At 71.0% G+C, this 18296-nt stretch carries 16 protein-coding genes; 11 read left to right on the forward strand and 5 right to left on the reverse strand.

The genetic code is table 11. The features are described 5' to 3' along the window. Positions 1-46: 46 nt before the first annotated feature. The 8 genes from DPM19_RS05330 (at position 47) to DPM19_RS05365 (ending at position 9321) form a co-directional block, all read left to right on the forward strand. A complete protein-coding gene (locus DPM19_RS05330; protein ID WP_111863647.1) occupies positions 47-1873 on the forward strand; it encodes a flavin-containing monooxygenase in 1827 nt (608 codons plus the stop codon). A 30-nt stretch (positions 1874-1903) separates the two neighbouring features. Then, positions 1904-2821: an SDR family NAD(P)-dependent oxidoreductase gene (locus DPM19_RS05335; RefSeq protein ID WP_111863648.1), complete on the forward strand. Its 918-nt coding sequence runs from the start codon at positions 1904-1906 to the stop codon at positions 2819-2821. A 23-nt stretch (positions 2822-2844) separates the two neighbouring features. Then, positions 2845-4551, forward strand: a complete 1707-nt coding sequence (locus DPM19_RS05340) for a thiamine pyrophosphate-binding protein (protein ID WP_111863649.1) — start codon at positions 2845-2847, stop codon at positions 4549-4551. A 137-nt stretch (positions 4552-4688) separates the two neighbouring features. Then, positions 4689-6122, forward strand: coding sequence for an aldehyde dehydrogenase family protein (locus DPM19_RS05345; RefSeq protein WP_111863650.1), 1434 nt, complete (start codon positions 4689-4691; stop codon positions 6120-6122). Between the two features lie 114 nt (positions 6123-6236). Next, the gene (locus DPM19_RS05350; protein ID WP_111863651.1) at positions 6237-7097 is read left to right on the forward strand and encodes an SDR family NAD(P)-dependent oxidoreductase; all 861 of its coding nucleotides are present in this window, start codon (positions 6237-6239) and stop codon (positions 7095-7097) included. 40 nt (positions 7098-7137) lie between these two features. Next, complete coding sequence (locus tag DPM19_RS05355; protein ID WP_111863652.1) at positions 7138-7698, forward strand: nuclear transport factor 2 family protein; 561 nt, start codon at positions 7138-7140, stop codon at positions 7696-7698. Positions 7699-7759: 61 nt separating this feature from the next. Beyond that, positions 7760-8587, forward strand: coding sequence for a TauD/TfdA dioxygenase family protein (locus DPM19_RS05360; protein WP_111863653.1), 828 nt, complete (start codon positions 7760-7762; stop codon positions 8585-8587). After that, positions 8584-9321, forward strand: a complete 738-nt coding sequence (locus DPM19_RS05365) for an SDR family NAD(P)-dependent oxidoreductase (protein WP_111863654.1) — start codon at positions 8584-8586, stop codon at positions 9319-9321. The genes DPM19_RS05360 and DPM19_RS05365 overlap by 4 nt, the downstream gene beginning before the upstream one ends. Before the next feature lie 8 nt (positions 9322-9329). On the opposite strand, the gene DPM19_RS05370 is transcribed toward DPM19_RS05365, so the two are convergent. From DPM19_RS05370 to DPM19_RS05390, 5 genes are all read right to left on the reverse strand, one after another. Further along, positions 9330-10097: an enoyl-CoA hydratase/isomerase family protein gene (locus tag DPM19_RS05370; RefSeq protein WP_111863655.1), complete on the reverse strand. Its 768-nt coding sequence runs from the start codon at positions 10095-10097 to the stop codon at positions 9330-9332. Continuing rightward, entirely contained in the window at positions 10097-11368 is a 1272-nt protein-coding gene (locus tag DPM19_RS05375; RefSeq protein ID WP_233509858.1) for an acetyl-CoA hydrolase/transferase family protein, read from the reverse strand. Before DPM19_RS05375 ends, DPM19_RS05370 begins: the two co-directional genes overlap by 1 nt. Continuing rightward, the gene (locus tag DPM19_RS05380; RefSeq protein WP_111863656.1) at positions 11365-12258 is read right to left on the reverse strand and encodes an HpcH/HpaI aldolase/citrate lyase family protein; all 894 of its coding nucleotides are present in this window, start codon (positions 12256-12258) and stop codon (positions 11365-11367) included. The genes DPM19_RS05375 and DPM19_RS05380 overlap by 4 nt, the downstream gene beginning before the upstream one ends. A gap of 40 nt (positions 12259-12298) precedes the next feature. Then, positions 12299-13465, reverse strand: a complete 1167-nt coding sequence (locus DPM19_RS05385) for an acyl-CoA dehydrogenase family protein (RefSeq protein WP_111863657.1) — start codon at positions 13463-13465, stop codon at positions 12299-12301. A 135-nt stretch (positions 13466-13600) separates the two neighbouring features. After that, positions 13601-14794: a CaiB/BaiF CoA transferase family protein gene (locus DPM19_RS05390; RefSeq protein WP_111863658.1), complete on the reverse strand. Its 1194-nt coding sequence runs from the start codon at positions 14792-14794 to the stop codon at positions 13601-13603. 110 nt (positions 14795-14904) lie between these two features. Here DPM19_RS05390 and DPM19_RS05395 point away from each other — a divergent pair, with 110 nt between their 5' ends. The 3 genes from DPM19_RS05395 to DPM19_RS05405 all read left to right on the forward strand — a co-directional run bounded on the left by DPM19_RS05395 (position 14905) and on the right by DPM19_RS05405 (position 18236). Beyond that, positions 14905-16443 (forward strand): class I adenylate-forming enzyme family protein, encoded by a 1539-nt coding sequence (locus DPM19_RS05395; protein ID WP_199484869.1) that lies wholly within the window; start codon positions 14905-14907, stop codon positions 16441-16443. A 42-nt stretch (positions 16444-16485) separates the two neighbouring features. Then, complete coding sequence (locus DPM19_RS05400) at positions 16486-17289, forward strand: FadR/GntR family transcriptional regulator (protein ID WP_111863660.1); 804 nt, start codon at positions 16486-16488, stop codon at positions 17287-17289. A gap of 170 nt (positions 17290-17459) precedes the next feature. Next, the gene (locus DPM19_RS05405) at positions 17460-18236 is read left to right on the forward strand and encodes an SDR family NAD(P)-dependent oxidoreductase (protein WP_199484870.1); all 777 of its coding nucleotides are present in this window, start codon (positions 17460-17462) and stop codon (positions 18234-18236) included. Positions 18237-18296: the final 60 nt, after the last annotated feature.

Below are 18296 nucleotides of genomic sequence, written 5' to 3' on the forward strand. Positions count from 1 at the left end.
CCCGCCCAGTTCCCCACAGCGAACGACCCTGAGCCGAGGATCCCGCATGCAGAGCTGCGAACCCACCCAGACACCCGAAATCGACCACGCGGCCCTCAGGGCGAAGTACCTGGCCGAGCGCGACAAGCGCCTGCGCCCCGAGGGCCAGCAGCAGTACCTGGTGACCGAAGGCGAGTTCGAGGACTTCTACGAGGCCGACCCGTACATGCCGGTCGAGCCGCGCTCCCCGATCTCGGCGGACATCGACGTGGCGGTCCTCGGCGCCGGCTTCGCCGGCCTCATCGCCGGGGCCCGGCTCCGGCAGGCCGGTGTCGACAACTTCCGGATCATCGACCTGGCGGGCGACTTCGGCGGCGCCTGGTACTGGAACCGCTACCCCGGCATCCAGTGCGACACCGACAGCTACTGCTACCTGCCGCTGCTCGAAGAGGTCGGCTACATGCCGAAGGAGAAGTACGCGCACGGGGACGAGGCCTTCGAGCACTGCCAGCGCATCGGGAAGCACTTCAACCTCTACGAGAACGCGCTCTTCCACACCCTGATCCGCGCGGCGGAATGGGACGAGTCGATCAAGCGCTGGCGGCTCGGCACCAACCGGGGCGACGACATCCGCGCCCGCTTCGTCGTCATGTGCCAGGGGCCATTCAACAAGCCGAAGCTCCCCGGGATCCCCGGCATCACCGACTTCCAGGGCCACACCTTCCACACCGCGCGCTGGGACTACGAGTACACCGGCGGCGACATGAAGGGCGGGCTGGACGGGCTCGCCGGCAAGAAGGTCGCCGTGATCGGCACGGGCGCGAGCGGCATCCAGGTGATCCCGCACATCGCCCGCTCCGCCGAGCACCTGTACGTCTTCCAGCGGACCCCGTCGTACATCGACGAGCGCGGTGACGTGCCGACCGACCCCGAGTGGGTGAAGACGCTGAAGCCGGGCTGGCAGAAGGAGCTGCGGCGCAACTTCCACACCGCGGCGTTCGAGGCCTTCGCCCCGGGCCAGCCGGACCTGGTCTGCGACGGCTGGACCGAGGTCAGCCGCAACCTGGCCGCGCACCTGGACGCCACCGGCGGCTGGGCCGCGCTGGCCGACCCCGCGAAGTTCATGGAACTGCGGGAACTCGAGGACTACAAGGCGATGCAGCGGCTGCGCGACCGCATCGACAGCCTCGTCGAGGACCCGGAGACGGCCGAGGCGCTGAAGCCCTACTACCGCTTCCTGTGCAAGCGGCCGTGCTTCAACGACCAGTACCTGCCGACCTTCAACCGCCCCAACGTCACCCTCGTCGACGTGTCCGGCACCAAGGGCGTCGAGCGCATCACCGCCACCGGCATCATCGCCGGCGGCGTCGAGCACGAGGTCGACTGCATCATCTTCGCCAGCGGCTTCGAGATCACCACCGACCTCGACCGCCGCTTCGGCATCCAGCCGTTCGCCGGCCGGGACGGCCTGTCGCTCTACGACCACTGGGCCAAGGGCTACCGCACCCTGCACGGCATCACCAGCCACGGCTTCCCCAACCTGTTCTTCACCGGGTTCCTCCAGGGCGGCGTGACCGCGAGCACGACGGCGATGTTCGAGCAGCAGGCCGACCACATCTCCTACATCGTCCAGGTGGCCCTGGAGCGCGGCGTCGCGGCCGTGGAGCCCACCGCGGCGGCCCAGGACGAGTGGTGCAAGACCGTCCGGGAGACCGCGGTCGACAACAGCAACTTCCAGCGGGAGTGCACGCCCGGCTACTACAACAACGAGGGCGAGCAGAACATCCGGTCGCACCTGGGCGAGCCCTACTGGCCCGGTTTCTACGCGATGGAGGACGTGCTGCAGGCATGGCGTGACACGGGCGAGCTGGAGGGTCTCGTCCTGGACAAGTGACGGGCACCCGCGTCGTGAGAGGAACATTCCATGCCTGAACTCAGGTTCGACGACCGGGTGGCCGTGATCACCGGCGCCGGTCGGGGGCTGGGGCGCGCCTACGCCCTGCTGCTCGCCGCCCAGGGGGCCAAGGTCGTCGTCAACGACCCGGGCGTCAGCCTGCGCGGGGACGGCGCCGACACCGGTCCCGCGGACGAGGTGGTCAAGGAGATCGCGGCGGCAGGCGGCGAGGCCGTCGCCTGCACCGAGTCCGTGGCGACGGCCGAGGGCGGCCAGGCGATCATCGAGTCGGCGCTCGACCACTACGGCCGGATCGACGTCCTCGTCCACAACGCCGGGATCCACCGGCCGGCGTCGCTGACGGAGATGACGTACGAGGACTTCGAGGACGTCCTGGACGTCCACCTGCGGGGCGCCTTCCACGTCGTCCGGGCGGCGTTCCCCCGGATGCGCGACGCGGGTTACGGCCGCGTCGTGCTGACCTCGTCGATCGGCGGCCTGTACGGCAACCACAAGGTCGCCAACTACGCCGTGTCCAAGGCGGGCATGATCGGGCTGTCCAACGTGGTGGCGCTCGAAGGGGCCGACGCGGGCGTGAAATGCAACGTCATCGTCCCCGGCGCCCTGACGAGGATGGCCGAGGGGATCGACACCTCGGCCTACCCGCCCATGGGGCCGGAACTGGCGGCCCCGGTGGTGGGCTGGCTCGCGCACGAGTCCTGCTCGATCACCGGGGAGATGCTGGTGACGATCGCCGGCCGGGTGGCGCGGGCCTTCATCGCCGAGACCCCGGGCGTGTACCGGCCCTCCTGGTCGATCGAGCAGGTCGGCGAGCAGATCGACGCCATCCGCGACACCGGCGACCCCTGGGTCCTGCCGGTCGTCCCCTCGGCCCATGTCGACCACATCCGCAACAGCTTCGCGATGGCGACACAGGGCCGCCAGTAACCAGAATGGGAGTGGAATCAACCATGGCGGTAAAGGTCTACGAGCGCCTTCTGCAGCTCTTCGAGGCCGAGGGAATCAACACGATCTTCGGTATTCCCGATCCGAACTTCGTGCACCTGTTCCACCTGGCCGAGGAACGCGGCTGGAACGTGGTCGCCCCGCACCACGAGGCGTCCGCCGGTTTCATGGCCGAGGCGGTGTCGCGGATGACCGGGAAGGCCGCGGTGTGCATCGGCACGCTGGGCCCCGGCGTCGCGAACCTGGCCCCGGCCATCATGTGCGCCATGGTGGAGAACTCGCCGGTGATCTTCCTGGGCGGGCAGCGCGCCCGCATCACCGAGCAGCGGGTCCGCCGCGGCCGCATCCAGTTCGTCCAGCAGGCCGGCCTGTTCGAGCCCTCGGTGAAGTACTGCGCCAGCATCGAGTACGCCGACCAGACCGACGAGATCGTCCGCGAGGGCCTGCGCCAGGCGCTGTCGGGAACGCCGGGCCCGGTCTACATCGAGTACCCCTCCCACGTGATCCAGGAGGAGCTCGACGTCCCGCCGGCGGTGCCGCCCGCGTCCTACCGCCTGGTCGGCCAGCAGGCCGGCCCGGACAAGATCGCTGAGGCCGCGCAGGCCATCCGCGCGGCCAAGCAGCCGGTCCTGCTCGTCGGCCACGGCGTCCACACCGCCCGCGGCGGGGAGGCGGTCAGGCAGCTCGCCGACCTGATGGCCTGCCCGGTCATCCAGACCTCCGGCGGTACCTCGTACATCAAGGGCCTGGAGGACCGCACCTTCCCCTACGCCTTCTCGCCGTCGGGGGTCGAGGCGGTGGTGCAGTCCGACCTGTGCCTGGCCATCGGCACCGAACTCGGCGAGCCGGTCCACTACGGGCGGGGGTACCACTGGGTCGCGAACGAGGCGAACCGCACCTGGATCCTCGTCGAGCAGGACCCCGAGGCGATCGGGGTGAACCGTTCGATCGACATACCGCTGGTGGGCGACCTGCGGGCGATCGTCCCGCAGCTCGTCGACGCGCTCAAGGACACACCGCGCACCCCGTCCCCGGAACTCGACGGCTGGATCAGGCAGGACGCCGCCCGGCTGGCGGAACTGGCGGAGACGGCCCCCTCCGGCATGTCGCCCGTGCACCCCGCACGGCTGATCGTCGAAGCGACCAAGGTGTTCCCGGCGGACGGCATCATGGTGCGCGACGGTGGTGCCACCACCATCTTCGGCTGGACCTACTCGCAGGCCAAGCCGCACGACGTGATGTGGAACCAGAACTTCGGCCACCTGGGCACCGGGCTCCCCTACGCCGTCGGCGCCGGCGTGGCGGACGGCGGCAGGCGTCCCCTGATGCTGATCACCGGGGACTCCTCGTTCATGTTCCACATCGCCGAGCTGGAGACGGCCGCGCGGCTGGGCCTGCCGCTCGTCTGCGTCGTGGCCGTCGACTACGCCTGGGGCCTGGAGGTGGGCGTCTACAAGCGCACCTTCGGCCAGGGGTCGCGCGAGACGGGCACGCACTGGAGTAAGGACACCCGCCTCGACAAGGTCGCCGAGGGCTTCGGCTGCCACGGCGAGTACGTCGAGCGCGACGAGGACATCGCCCCCGCCATCAAGCGCGCCTACGCCAGCGGCAAGACCGCGGTCGTCCACGTGGCGGTCGACCCGAAGGCCAACTCCGAGGAGATGCCCAGCTACGACAAGTTCCGCACCTGGTACGCGGAGGGCACGCAGTGACCTGACCCCGGCCCGCCGCCGTGGCCGTGCGGTTCGCACCGGCGCGAACCGCACGGCCGGGGCGTCCACCGCACCGGCCCGTACGGCCCACCCGCCGGACACATTCAACGAGCACTTCGGAGAGGAATGTGCGAATCATGCGTGAGTACCTGAAGTTCTACATCGGCGGCCAGTGGACCGACCCGGCGGAGCTGCGGACCCTGGACGTCGTCAACCCCGCGACCGAGGAGGTCTGCGGCCGGGTGGCGGCCGGCTCGGCCGCCGACGTGGATCGGGCGGTCACCGCCGCCCGCAAGGCGTTCGCCGGCTGGGCGGCCACCAGCCGCGAGGACCGGATCAAGGTCCTGCAGAACATCCTGGAGGAGTACCAGCGGCGTTCGGGCGACCTCGCCGCGGCACTGACCGAGGAGATGGGCGCCCCGGCCGGGCTCGCCGGCGGTTTCCAGGTGGGGCTGGGGGCCGGGCACCTGACCAGGGCGATCGAGGTGCTGGAAAGCTTCGTCTTCGAGGAGCAGCGCGGCGCCACGCTGGTCGTCAAGGAGCCGATCGGCGTCTGCGGCCTGATCACCCCGTGGAACTGGCCCATGAACCAGATCGCCGTGAAGGTCTTCCCGGCCCTGGCGACCGGCTGCACCATGGTGCTCAAGCCGTCGGAGAAGTCGCCCTTCACCGGGCAGATCATGGCCGAGATCCTGGACGCCGCCGGCGTTCCCGCCGGGGTGTTCAACCTCGTCCAGGGTGACGGGGCCGGCGTCGGCGTGCCGCTGTCCAGCCACCCCGAGGTCGACATGGTCTCCTTCACCGGTTCGACCCGCGCGGGCGTCGAGGTCGCGAAGAACGCCGCGCCCGGCGTCAAGCGGGTCACCCAGGAGCTGGGCGGCAAGGGCCCGAACATCATCCTCGACGACGACGCCTTCGCCGCGAACGTCCGCGCGGGCGTGGTCGACATGATGAACAACTCCGGGCAAAGCTGCAGCGCGCCCTCGCGCATGCTGGTGCCCGCCGCGCGCATGGAGGAGGCCATCGGCGTCGCCCGAGAGGCCGCGGAGCAGACGACCGTGGGCGACCCCACCAGCGACGTCGCGATGGGCCCGGTGGCCTCGGCCGCCCAGTTCGAGAAGGTCCAGGGGCTGATCCAGAAGGGCATCGACGAGGGGGCCACGCTGGTGACCGGCGGCACCGGCCGCCCGGACGGGCTGGCGAAGGGCTTCTACGTCAAGCCCACCGTCTTCGCCAACGTCACCAACGACATGACCATCGCCCGCGAGGAGATCTTCGGGCCGGTGGCCACGATCCTCGGCTACGAGGACCTGGACCACGCCGTCGAGATCGCCAACGACACGGAGTACGGCCTGGCCGGCTACGTGGCGGGCACCGACCTGGAGCAGGCCCGCGCCGTCGCCCGCCGGATCCGCTCCGGGTGGGTCGTCGTCAACGGCGGGTTCGACTTCGACTGCCCGTTCGGCGGCTACAAGAAGAGCGGTAACGGGCGCGAGTGGGGCGAGTTCGGCTTCCACGACTACCTGGAGACCAAGGGCATCCTCGGTTACGCACCCGACGCCGCCTCGTAGGACGGGCTCCCGCCGGTCTCCGGCCCGCCCCGGGGTGCCCCGGGGCGGGCCGGAGACCGGCGCATCGCACGCGCCGGACGCCGGCACGTGATCGTCCCCGCCAGGAGGAGTTCCATGGGTGCGCTGTCAGGCAAAGTCGCCGTCGTCACGGGTGCCAGCCGCGGCATCGGCAAAGGCATCGCGCTGGCGCTGGCCGAGCAGGGGGCCACGGTCTACGTCACCGGCCGCACGGTCACGCCCGGCACGTACCCGCTGCCCGGCACCATCGGCGAGACGGCGGCGGAGTGCGGTCGCCGCGGCGGCGAGGGCGTCGCCGTCCAGGTCGACCACGCGGAGGACGACCACGTCGCCGCCCTCTTCGATCAGGTCGAGCGCGAGCGGGGCCGCCTCGACATCCTGGTCAACAACGCCTTCGCGCTGCCCGAGGACCTGACCGACGCGACGCCCTTCTGGGAGAGGTCCCTCACCGACTGGAAGATGGTCGACGTCGGGGTGCGCTCGAACTTCGTGGCCGCCCGGCAAGCCGCCAAGATCATGGCACCGCGGAGGTCCGGCCTCATCGTGGCCATCTCCGGATACACCGGCGTGACGTACACCTACGGGGTCGTCTTCGGCACGGCCAAGTCCGCCGTGGACCGGATGGCGCGCGACATGGCCATCGAACTGAAACCGCACGGGGTGGCCTCCCTCTCGCTGTGGCAGGGCCTGACCTTCACCGAGCGGGCCGAACGCAACCTGGCCGGCGTTCCCGGCCTGCGGGGCGGGGCGGCCACCCGACCGGCGGACGGCTGCTCGCCCGAGTTCCCCGGACGGGTGATCGCGGCCCTCGCCGGCGATCCGGAAATCATGAAACGCACCGGCGGCACCTTCATCACCGCCGAACTGGCGCAGGACTACGGCATCAAGGACCTCGACGACAAGGTGATCCCGTCGCTGCGCGCCACGCGCGGCGCCCCGATCTGGTCACCGGTGTAGCGGGGCGAGACCACCACCGTCAGACGTCCCGGAGGACAGCATGAGCACATCAATCACCCCGGAGAAGCTCGCCGAACTCGACAACCTGCTCGACCGCCAGCAGGTCCTCGACTGCCTGGTCCGGTTCAGCCGGGGCATGGACCGGTTCGACCGCGAACTCTTCCTCTCAGCCTTCCACGCCGATGCCACCATCGCCGCGGGCCCGTTCGTCGGCGGGCCGGCGGATCTCTACGACTGGGCGTCCGAACTGCACGGGCAGGGGCAGTCGGCGACGCACCACAACCTGCTGAACCACACCTGCGACATCGAGGGCGACGTCGCCCACACCGAGACGTACTACCTGTTCGTCGGCCGCAACCGCGACGACAGCAACTGGATCGCGGGCGGGCGCTACCTCGACCGGCTGGAGCGCCGCGACGGCCGGTGGCGGATCGCCCTGCGCACCAACGCCATCGAATGGTCCGGAACGGCCCCCACCATGCCCATCCCGTATGCGGAAGTGCCGGACATCCACCTCAACGGCACGCCGGCCCGCGGCAAGGACGATCCCTCCTACCGGCGCCCGCTGACCAACCAGCGGAAGACGCACATCCCTGACTGAGCGGTTCACGCCGTTCCCACGGCCGAGAACCGGGCCACCGGTCCGGAGAGAGGAGCGACGGATGGCTGCGATCGCCACGCGGAAACTGGGTGAGACCGTCGGGGTGGAGGTGCTGGACGCCGACGTCGACCGCCTGCTGAACGACGACGACCTGCCCGCGGCGTGCATGGAGGCGCTCGAAGAGCACGGCGTGCTGCTGTTCCGCGAACTGCACATCGACGACCACGCGCAGGTGGCGTTCTGCCGGCGGCTGGGCGAGCCGGTCAAGTTCCGCAACTACCCGATCCCGGAGGTCATGGAGATCAGCTTCGACCCGGGCAACCCGAACGCGGAGTACTTCGCGAGCAACGACTACTGGCACATCGACGGCGCCCTGGACGAGATCCCGGCCAAGGCCTCGGTGATGAGCGCCCACGTGACCGCCACGGCGGGTGGCGAGACGGAGTTCGCCAGCACCTACGCGGCCTACGACGCCCTCTCCCCCGTGGAGCGGGAGCTCTACGCCGGGCTCCGGGTGGTCCACGCGTTCGAGGCGATCCAGCGGCTGACCTACCCGGACCCGACGCCGGAGCAGTTGGCGGAGTGGGCGTCGCGGGCGGCGCGGGAGCACCCGCTGGTGTGGGAGCACCGCTCGGGACGGCGTTCACTGGTGTTCGGGGCGACCGCCTCGCACATCGTGGGGATGGACGTCGAGGAGGGCCGGGCGCTGCTGGCGGACCTCGAACGGCGGGCCACCACACCGGACCGGGTGTTGCGGCACACCTGGTCGGTGGGCGACATGGTGATGTGGGACAACCGGGGCCTGGTCCACCGCGCGTGCCCCTTCGACCGGCGGCAGCCGCGCAGGATGCATCGGTCGACCCTCGCCGGCGACGAGCCGATCCGATGAGCGCCCGCACCGCCATCGTCACCGGGGGCGCCTCGGGCATCGGCGCGGCGATCGGCCGGCGGCTCGCGGCCGACGGCACCATGGTGGCGATCTTCGACCCGGACGGTGCCGAGGCCGCGGCCGCGGCGATCGAGGACGCCGGCGGCAAGGCCATCGGCCTGCCCGTCGACGTGACCGACCGCGCCGGCATCGACGCCGGGGTCGCCGCGGTGCGGGCCCGGCTCGGCCGGCCGACGATCCTGGTGAACAGCGCCGGGGTGTCCATCGACGGCCCGTTCCTCGACCTCACCGCCGAGACCTGGAACCGGCTGCTGGCCGTCAACCTCACCGGCACGTTCGACTGCTGCCAGGCGGTACTCCCGGACATGGTCGAGGAGGGCTGGGGCCGCATCGTCAACATCTCGTCGTCGAGCGTGCACAGCGGCGCCGCCAGGATGGCCGGCTACGTGGCGGCGAAGTCGGGCGTGGTCGGCCTCACCAAGGTCCTGGCCCTGGAGTTCGGCCGGCACGGGATCACGGTCAACACGATCCCGCCCGGCTTCATCGACACCCCCATGCTGCGCCGGACCGTGCAGCGCGGCTTCGTCGACGTCGACCAGCAGACGGCGCGGACCCCGGTCGGCCGGATCGGCCGGCCCGAGGACGTCGCCGCCACCTGCGCGTTCCTGGTGAGCGAGGCGGCCGGCTACATCACCGGGCAGGTCATCGGCGTCAACGGCGGGCGGAACACCTGACGCGTCGCTCAGCGTCCCGTCCACCGCGGGGCGCGCTTCTCGGCGAACGCCCGGGGCCCCTCCTGGGCGTCCTCGCTGTTGTAGCAGAGCTCCGACGCGTGCCTGGCGGCCTGCAGCGCCGCCGAGCGCCCCATCTCGGTGCCGAGCATCACGGTCTCCCGCGCGGCCCGCACCGAGAGCGGGGCGCCGGCGAGGATCTCGCCGGCCAGTTCGAGCGCGGCCGCCATCAGGTCCTCGGGTTCGGCGAGGCGGTTGACCAGGCCGATCTCGTAGGCCCGCTGCGCGGTGATCGGTTTGCCGGTGAGCAGGATCTCCATCATGATCCGCTGCGGGATCATGTGGATCAGCGGTGCGGCCCACGGCGAGCTCCTGCCCACCTTGACCTCGGTCACCGCGAACTTCGCGGTGGTGCTGGCGACGCACAGGTCGCAGGCCTGGGCGAGCATCCAGCCGCCGGCGAACGCGACCCCGTTGACCGCGGCGATGGTGGGCTTCGACAGCTCGACGGTGTCGTAGGGCACGGGGAACATGTCGCGGGGCGGGACCCGCAGGCCGGTCTCCACCATCTCCTTGAGGTCGCCGCCGGCGCAGAACGCCTTCTCGCCCGCGCCGGTGAGGACGGCGACGCGCAGCGCCGGGTCCCGCTCGAAACGGTCCCAGGCGGCGTACAGCCCCTCGCGGACGTCCCGGGCCAGGCAGTTGCGGGTCTCCGGGCGGTTCAGGGTGATGACGGCGATGCCGTCGTCCCGGGCGTCGAACAGCACGGCGTCGCTCATCAGAAACCCCTTCGCTGGATGGTGTGGGCCGCCCGCGCCAGTTCCTCCTGGAAGGCGGGGTGGGCGATGGCGATCAGGCGGCGGGTCCGCTCGGCGAGGGTCTGGCCCCTGAGCTCGGCCGCGCCGAACTCGGTGACGATCACGTCCACATCGCTGCGCGCGGTGGTGACCGGCCCCGACAGGTCGGCGGTGATCCTGCTGATCGTGCCGCCCTTGGCGGTGGCGGGCAGCGCGATGATGGCGTGACCGCCCGGTGAGCGGGCGCCGGCGCGGACGAAGTCCACCTGGCCGCCGGTGCCGCCGAGATAGGCCGGGCCGCTCTGCTCGGCGTTCACCTGGCCGGTCAGGTCGACCTCCATCGCCGAGTTGACGGTCACCAGCCGGTCCAGCTGCGCGAGCACGGCCGCGTCATGGGTGTAGGAGGTGCCGCACATGCGGATCTGCGGGTTGCGGTGGGCGAAATCGTAGAGGCGCCGGGTACCGATCAGGGCGCCGTTGATCGACACTCCCCGGTCGATGCGCTTGCGCGCGTTGGTGACGACACCCGCCTCGACCAGCTCCACCAGGCCGTCACCCAGCATTCCGGAGTGCACGCCGAGGTCCCGGCGGTCGTGGAGCAGGCGGAGGATGGCGTCCGGCACGGCGCCGACCCCGGTCTGGATGACCGAACCGTCCTCGATGTAGGCGGCGGCGTGCTTCGCGATGGCCTCGTCGGTCGCGCCGATCCGTCCTGGCGGCACCTCCACCGGCGGGCGCGAGACGTGCACGGCGTAGTCGATCTCGGCTGCGGGAAGCGATTCGCCGTGGGTGAAGGGCACCTGGTCGTTCACCTCCGCCACGACGACGCGCGCCTTCGCGACGGCGGCCCGCACATGGTCGCTGATCAGGCCGAAGCTGTGGTCTCCGCTGGCGTCAGCCGGGCTGACCTGGACGAAGGCGACGTCGCATCCGATGATCCCGGCCTCGATCATCGGGCCGACCTGGCTGACATGGCAGGGGATCACGCCGAGCCGGTGCTCCTTGGTCAGCGCGCGCAACGCGCCGATCGCCCCCATGCTGGACAGCGCGAAGCCGTCCGTCGCCTGCGGGGTGAACAGGCCGGAGAAGCTCGTCGCGATGAAGGCCGAGAGCCCGCCGATGTCGCGGCCCTGGGCGATCAGCGCCTCGACCAGGGTGGTCGGTTCGCCGCAGGCCTGGCCCATGACGATGTGGTCGCCGGGGCGCAGGAAGCCGCTGAGGTCCAGGTCGCCGGCGGCGGAGACGGCCGTCACGCGCGTCCTCCCGATGCCAGCAGCGCCTGTGCCCGGGCCAGATGCGGACGGTCGAGCATGGCGCCCTTGTGCCCGATCGCGCCGACGCCGGGGTGGGCGGCGAACAGGTCGACGATCTCCTGGGCCGCGGCCAGTTCCTCCGCCGTGGGCGTGAAGGCCGCGTTGATCACATCGACCTGGGTGGGGTGGATGGCCAGCATGCCGCGGTAGCCGTCGCGGCGGACCCGCTCGGCCCGCCTGCGCAGCCCTTCCAGGTCGCGGAAGTCGCCCTGGATGGTTTCGATCGGCGCCACCCCGGCGGCGGACGCGCCCAGCAGGCACAGGCTCCGGGCCAGCTCGTAGGTGAACCCGTAGCTTCCGTCGGGGTTGCGGTTCTCGCTGGCGCCCACGGCGTCGGCGAGGTCCTCCGCGCCCCAGGTCATGGCGACCAGCCGCGGCGCGCCCGGGTACGTCCCGGTGGTGAACATGCCTTCGGCCGTCTCGGTCACCAGAACGATGACCTTGGTCGAGCCCTGTTCGACGCCGGCGGAGACCTCCAGCGCCGAGAGGTAGTGGTCCAGCACTTCCACGTCCGCGCGGCCACGCGCCTTGGGGAGCATGATGCCGCCGGGGCGGGCGGGGACGATCGCCGCCAGGTCGGCCAGCGTGTGCGGGCCGTCCAGCGGGTTGACCCGCACCCACAGCCGGCCGCGCTCCGCCTCCGGCCGGGCCGCCAGGAAGGCCGAGACCATCGCCCGGGCCCCGGGCTTCCCCTCCTCGGCCACCGCGTCCTCCAGATCGAGGAGGACGATGTCCGCCGGGCCGGCGGCGGCCTTTTCCATCTTCCGTTCGCTGTCACCCGGGGCGAACAGCCAGGAGCGCGCGCTGAAGGCTTCTCCGGTGCTGGTCATCGCTTCTCTCGAACTCCTCGGCTCGGTGCCTTTTCCGGCGTCAGTAGGACTTGGGCAGACCGAGCACCTTCTCGGCCAGGAAGTTGAGGATCATGTGCGGGCTCACCGGCGCGGTGCGCGGGATGAGGACTTCCCGCAGGTAGCGCTCGACGTGGTACTCCTGCGCGTACCCCATGCCGCCCAGGGTCAGCATCGCAGTGTGGCACGCCTCGAATCCGGCCTCGGCGGCCAGGTACTTGCCGGCGTTCGCCTCGACGCCGCAGTCCAGCCCCTCGTCGAACATCGTGGCCGCCTTCATGACCATCAGGTTGGCCGCCTCCAGCTGGGCCCAGCACTTGGCCAGCGGATGCTGGATGCCCTGGTTCATCCCGATGGGCCGGTCGAAGACGATGCGCTCCCGGGCGTAGCGGGCGGCACGCTTGATCGCCACGCGGCCGAGCCCGATCGCCTCGGCGGCGAGCAGGATGCGTTCGGGGTTGAGCCCGTGGAGAATGATCCTGAACCCTTCTCCCTCGGCCCCGATCCGGTCCTCCTCGGGAATCCAGAGGTCGGAGATGAACAGCATGTTCGAGTCGACGGCGTGCCGGCCCATCTTCTGGATCTTACGAACCTCGATCTTGGAACGGTCGAGGTCGGTGAAGAACAGCGACAGCCCCTCGGTCTTGCGCCGCACCTCTTCGAGAGGGGTGGTGCGGGCGAGCAGCATCATCTTGTTCGCCACCTGGGCCACGGAGATCCAGATCTTCTCCCCGTTGACCAGGTAGCCGCCGTCGCGCCGGGCCGCACGGGTCTTGAGCTTCGTCGTGTCGAGGCCGGTGTTGGGCTCGGTCACGGCGAAGCAGATGCGGTCCGCGCCGCTGAGCACCGGCGGGATCATGCGTTGCTGCTGCTCCTCGGTGCCGAACAGCGCGACCGGCTGCATGCTGAACACCGGGCCGTGGATGCTGGAGGCGGCCGTCATCCCGCCGCCCGACTCGGCGACCGCCTGCATCATGATCGCCGCTTCGGTGATGCCGAGTCCCGCGCCGCCGACCGCCTCGGGCATCGCGACGCCGAGCCACCCCGCCTCGGCCATCGACTTATGGAATTCGCTCGGGAAGACGCCGTCGTGGTCACGTTCGAGCCAGTAGTCGTCGGAAAACTTGGAACAGTAATCGAGAACCGCGTCTCGAATGGTCTGCTGGTCTTCCGTCAGGGAGAAGTCCACGATTCCGATCCTTAGGTGACGAAGTGAAATATGCCTGGAGTCCCTACCGGAGATCCGGGAAACCCCGAGACCACGAGCCGGCCGGCTCCGAGTGGGATGAGCCACCGCACCAGAAGGCCGGATCCGCCGATTCCGTCAGGTGACGTCATCTGACCGCGAATCGCGCCGCGGGGTGTCCGCCCCTTCCGTGTCCCTGCCGAGCCCGTCCATGACCTCCTGCGTGTGGGCGCCGAGCCGGGGGGCGGGACCGGCGACACGGCCGGGGGTCCGGGAGAACCAGGTCGGCATTCCGGGAAAACGCACCGGGCCGTTCGGCGTGTCCACCGTCTCGAAGAATCCCACCGCGTTCAGATGCGGGTTGTCGAACAGTTCGTCGAGCGTGCGGACCGGCGCGGCGGGAATGTCGAGGGAGCGCAGCAGTTCGAGCCAGTCCCGGGTGGTGCGCTCCAGGAACGTCTCGCCCAGCAGGGCGTAGACGGCGTCGATCCGGCGTGCCCGCTGTTCGAGGGTGGCGAAGTGCTCGCCGGCCCAGTCCGGCCGCACCGCGTCGACGAAGGCCGACCACTGCTTGTCGTTGTACACCAGCGCGGAGATATGGCCGTCCTTGGTGCGGTAGGGCCTGCGTTCCGGGGTCACCGCGCGGGGGTAGGCCGCGGTGCCCAGCGGGGGGCTGAACATCGCGCCGTTGGCGTGTTCGACCAGCATGAACGCCGCCATGGTCTCGAACATGCTGACCTCGACCTCCTGGCCTTCGCCAGTCCGCTCGCGGTGGAACAGCGCCATCATGGTGGCGTACAGGGCCGTCATTCCGGCCACCTTGTCCGCCATGATGGTGCCGACGTAGCTGGCCGTACCGGTCAGCTGTTCCTGGACGAACGGCAGGCCGCATTCCGCCTGGATGGTGTCGTCGTAGGCGGCGAGATCCGCGTCCGGGCCCCGGCGGCTGTACCCGTAGCAGTTGGTGTAGACGATCGACGGATTGATGGCGGCCACATCCGCGTAGCCGAATCCGAGCCGGGAGATCGCTTTCGCCCGCATCGAGTGGATGAAAACGTCGCTCTGCTCGACGAGTTCGCGTAGCGCGGCCTGACCCTCGTCAGACCGCAGATCGAGGACGGCGCTGCGTTTGCCGCGGTTCACATTGACGAAAACACCGCCCATTCCCGGTTCCGGACCGACCGAGATATAGCGGGTGTTGTCGCCGGCGGGGGGCTCGATTTTGACCACGTCCGCCCCCATGTCGGCCATGATCTGGGTGCAGTAGGGCCCCATGACCATCGCCGTCAGATCGACGACGCGCACTCCGGACAGCGGACCTGTGTGCTTCATTCGTTCGAGCCTCGCATCGACCTACCACCACCGCCGCCCTGGCACGGGCCGCGCTGGAACGCATACTTGCAAGTATAGAATCCTTGTAAGGATAGTGATATCAACGGGGCGTGAGTAGTACCGACACCGGTGGCACACCGCAACGAGCCCAGGGCACCGCGCCCCTCCCCGGCCCGATCGCCCGGGTGCTGGACGCCGCGCTCGCGGCCCGCCCGCACGCCACGGCGATCGAGGCGGCCTCCGGCGCCTGGTCCTACGCCGAACTCGACGACCGGGCACGCCGGGCGGCCGGTGCGCTGTGGTCGCTCGGCGTGCGCCCCGGCGACCGCGTCGCGGCCTGCCTGCCCAACGACCTGGACATCGTCGCGGCCTTCCACGGCGCGCAGCGGATCGGGGCGGTCTGGGCGGGGATCGGCGAAGCGCTCGCGGCCGGCGAGCAGCAGGAGCTGTACGACCTCTGCGACCCGGCCGTGGTACTGGCCGGACCGCGCTGCCGGCTGAGTTCGCCGGCCTGCGTCGACCCCGACCGCTGGGCGGAACTCCTGGCCGGCGACGAGACCGCCCCCCGCGTCGAGCCGGACATCGACGCGCCCGCAGGGATCGCGTTCACCAGCGGGACGTCGGGACGCCCCAAAGCGGTCGTGCACAGCCAGCGCAACCTGCTCCTGCCGGGTGCGGTCCTCGTCGCCGCCCGGGGCTGGGGACCCGACCTGCGCAAGGGCGACAGCTTCCCGCTGACGATCCTCAACCTCATGGTCCTGTCCACCCTGCTCACCGCGCAGGCCGGCGGGTGTTCCGTCGTGATGGACCGGCGCGACGTCGACGGGGTCGCCGACTGGATCTCCGCGCGCCGCGTCACGGTGTGGAACGGTGCCCCCGCACAGCTCTACGACCTGGCCCGGCGCCCGCAGCTCGACCTCGGCTCGCTCCGCGAGGTGTGGAGCGGGGGCAGCGACACCCCGGACGCGCTGCGCCAGGCGTTCGCCGAGGCGCACGGGCTGGTCCCCCGGGCCACCTACGGCCTGACCGAGGCGCCGACCGTCGTGTCGATCGACCCGCCGGGGAGTGAGTGGCGGCCGGGCGCGAGCGGGCGGGTACTGCCGCACTACGAGGTCGCGGCGTACGACGACGAGGGCCGCCGCCTTCCGGCCGGCACCCTCGGCGAGCTGCGGCTGGGCGGGACCGCCACCGGCCCGTGGGCGGGCGCGTGGACTCCGCTGCTCGGCTACTGGGAGCGCGGCGGCGTCCGGCCCCCGGAGCCCGGCCCACTCCCCACCGGCGACGTCGGCACCGTCGATGACGACGGGTGGCTGACGGTGCTGGACCGCAAGAAGCTGGTCATCATCCGCGGCGGGGCGAACGTCTACCCGCTCGAGGTGGAACGGGTCGTCGCGACCCACCCGGACGTCGCCAAGGTCGCCGTGTTCGCGGTGCCCGACGACCGCCTCGGGCAGCGGGTGGCCGCCGTGGTCCAGAGCGCCGGTCCCCGGCTCGACCTGGAGGCGCTGGCCGAGCTCTGCCGGCGGGAGCTCGCGCCGTACAAGGTCCCGGAGATCTGGTCCCAGGTCGACGCCCTGCCGGTGAACGCCATGGGCAAGGTGCAGCGCACCCGGCTGGCCGAGCTCGTCGATCCGCAACGGCACCGGTGAAGCCACCGGGGACCGCGTTCCATCACTGCTAGCCTTGCAATCATGGAACGTGCAGGGTCCGAGTACGCCAAGATCGGGCAGCTGCGCATGGCGGAGCTGGTCGCCTCCGCACTGCGCGACCGGATCCTCGCCGGGGGCATCACCGACGGGTCGTCGCTGCCGAAACAGGACGAGCTCGTCGCGGAGTTCGGCGTCAGCTACCCCTCCGTGCGGGAGGCGCTGCGCATCCTGGAGACCGAGGGCTTCATCACCGTGCGGCGCGGCAACCGCGGCGGCGCCACGGTGCACGCCCCCGACATCGGGACCGCCGGCTACGCCCTCGGCCTGACGCTCCAGGCGATGCAGGTCAGGGTGCCCGACCTCGGCGCCGCCGTCGCCGACCTCGAACCGCTGTGCGCAGCGCACTGCGCGCAGCGATCGGACCGTGAACGCGTCGTGGTGCCGCGGCTGGAGGAACTACTCGCCGAGAGCGAACGCCACCTCGACGACGGCGCGGCGTTCACCCGGGCCTCGCGCGAGTTCCACGACACCCTCGTCGGGTTCGACCCCAACGCCACGCTGCGGGTCGTCGTGAAGAGCCTCACCTCGCTCTGGTCGGTCCAGGAGGAGGCCTGGGCGGACGCCCAGGTGTCGCAGGGCGCCTACCCTTCGCGCGCCGACTGCGTCGTCGCCCAGCAGGCGCACGAACGGCTCGCGACGAGCATCAAGCAGGGCGACGCCGACGGAGCCGCGCGAATCGCGCAGGAGCATCTCACGGCGACCCAGCGCTGGGTGTGCCGCACGCTCAAGGACAGGGTGATCGACGCCGCGTCCGCCCGAAGCCGGATGCGGTTCCGCCGCGGCTGAGCGCCGGCGCCGCCGGGCTTCCCGCCCGCCCGGCGCCCACCGAAGTCCCGCCCAGGGCACACCAGCAAAGTTTCAATCATTGTAAGGATTGTGCGTTAACGGCTAGGATGCCCGGGGCGTCCCGCCACGGGAGCCGACCGTGACACGTCCCGCGGTGAAGGGAGATCCACGTGGCGCCGGACCGCGATGCCGCCGCACGGATGTTCGATCTCGACGGCCGGGTGGCGATCGTCACCGGTGCCTCGTCGGGGCTCGGGGCCGCCGTGGCCCGGGCGCTGTCCTCGGCCGGAGCCCGGGTCGCCCTGGTGGCCCGCCGGCACGACAAGCTGGCCGCGCTCGCCGAACAGATCGGCGGCGCCGCCGTCGCCTGCGACCTGTCCGACCCCGGCCGGGTCGGCTCCGTCGTGCCGGCGGTGGTCGAGGCCCTCGGCCCGCCGGAGATCCTCGTCAACGCCGCCGGGAACATGTTCACGACCGAGCGTGCCGAGTCCGAGCCGCTCGACGCCGTCCGCCAGACCATGGACCTCAACCTGCTGGCCCCGTTCCTGCTCGCGCAGGGCGTCTTCCCGCACATGCGCGCCGCCGGCCGGGGCTCGATCGTCAACATCTCCTCCATCAGCGGCCGGGTCGGCATCCCGGGGATCCCCCAGGCGTCCTACGCGGCGACGAAGGCCGGCCTGTCCGGTCTGACCGCCGAGCTCGCGGTGCAGTGGGCGCGGCACTCGATCCGGGTGAACACGGTGGCCCCCGGCTTCTTCCGCAGCGAGATCACCGCTCCGCTCTACGAGGGCGAGCGCTCCCTCGAGTACCTGCGCCGCAACACTCCCCTGCCGCTGGAGGGGACCGCGGACGACATCGTCGGCGCCGTCCTGTGGCTCACCGGCGACGCCGGGCGCTACGTCACCGGGCAGACGATCGTCGTCGACGGCGGCTGGACCGCGCGCTGACCGCTCCGGTGCGTCGCGGCGCCGGAGACCCATCCGGTGCATATGACGTTCTCCTCCAGC

This window comes from Actinomadura craniellae, from assembly GCF_003289645.1.
GTDB classification, from domain to species: Bacteria; Actinomycetota; Actinomycetes; order Streptosporangiales; family Streptosporangiaceae; genus Actinomadura_D; species Actinomadura_D craniellae.

Excerpts from the sequence above, each read along its gene's own strand:
- DPM19_RS05330 (WP_111863647.1), top strand. The coding sequence starts at position 47 with ATGCAGAGCTGCGAACCCACCCAGACACCCGAAATCGACCACGCGGCC.
- DPM19_RS05335 (WP_111863648.1), top strand. The coding sequence starts at position 1,904 with ATGCCTGAACTCAGGTTCGACGACCGGGTGGCCGTGATCACCGGCGCC.
- DPM19_RS05340 (WP_111863649.1), top strand. The coding sequence starts at position 2,845 with ATGGCGGTAAAGGTCTACGAGCGCCTTCTGCAGCTCTTCGAGGCCGAG.
- DPM19_RS05345 (WP_111863650.1), top strand. The coding sequence starts at position 4,689 with ATGCGTGAGTACCTGAAGTTCTACATCGGCGGCCAGTGGACCGACCCG.
- DPM19_RS05350 (WP_111863651.1), top strand. The coding sequence starts at position 6,237 with ATGGGTGCGCTGTCAGGCAAAGTCGCCGTCGTCACGGGTGCCAGCCGC.
- DPM19_RS05355 (WP_111863652.1), top strand. The coding sequence starts at position 7,138 with ATGAGCACATCAATCACCCCGGAGAAGCTCGCCGAACTCGACAACCTG.
- DPM19_RS05360 (WP_111863653.1), top strand. The coding sequence starts at position 7,760 with ATGGCTGCGATCGCCACGCGGAAACTGGGTGAGACCGTCGGGGTGGAG.
- DPM19_RS05365 (WP_111863654.1), top strand. The coding sequence starts at position 8,584 with ATGAGCGCCCGCACCGCCATCGTCACCGGGGGCGCCTCGGGCATCGGC.
- DPM19_RS05370 (WP_111863655.1), bottom strand. The coding sequence starts at position 10,097 with ATGAGCGACGCCGTGCTGTTCGACGCCCGGGACGACGGCATCGCCGTC.
- DPM19_RS05380 (WP_111863656.1), bottom strand. The coding sequence starts at position 12,258 with ATGACCAGCACCGGAGAAGCCTTCAGCGCGCGCTCCTGGCTGTTCGCC.
- DPM19_RS05390 (WP_111863658.1), bottom strand. The coding sequence starts at position 14,794 with ATGAAGCACACAGGTCCGCTGTCCGGAGTGCGCGTCGTCGATCTGACG.
- DPM19_RS05400 (WP_111863660.1), top strand. The coding sequence starts at position 16,486 with ATGGAACGTGCAGGGTCCGAGTACGCCAAGATCGGGCAGCTGCGCATG.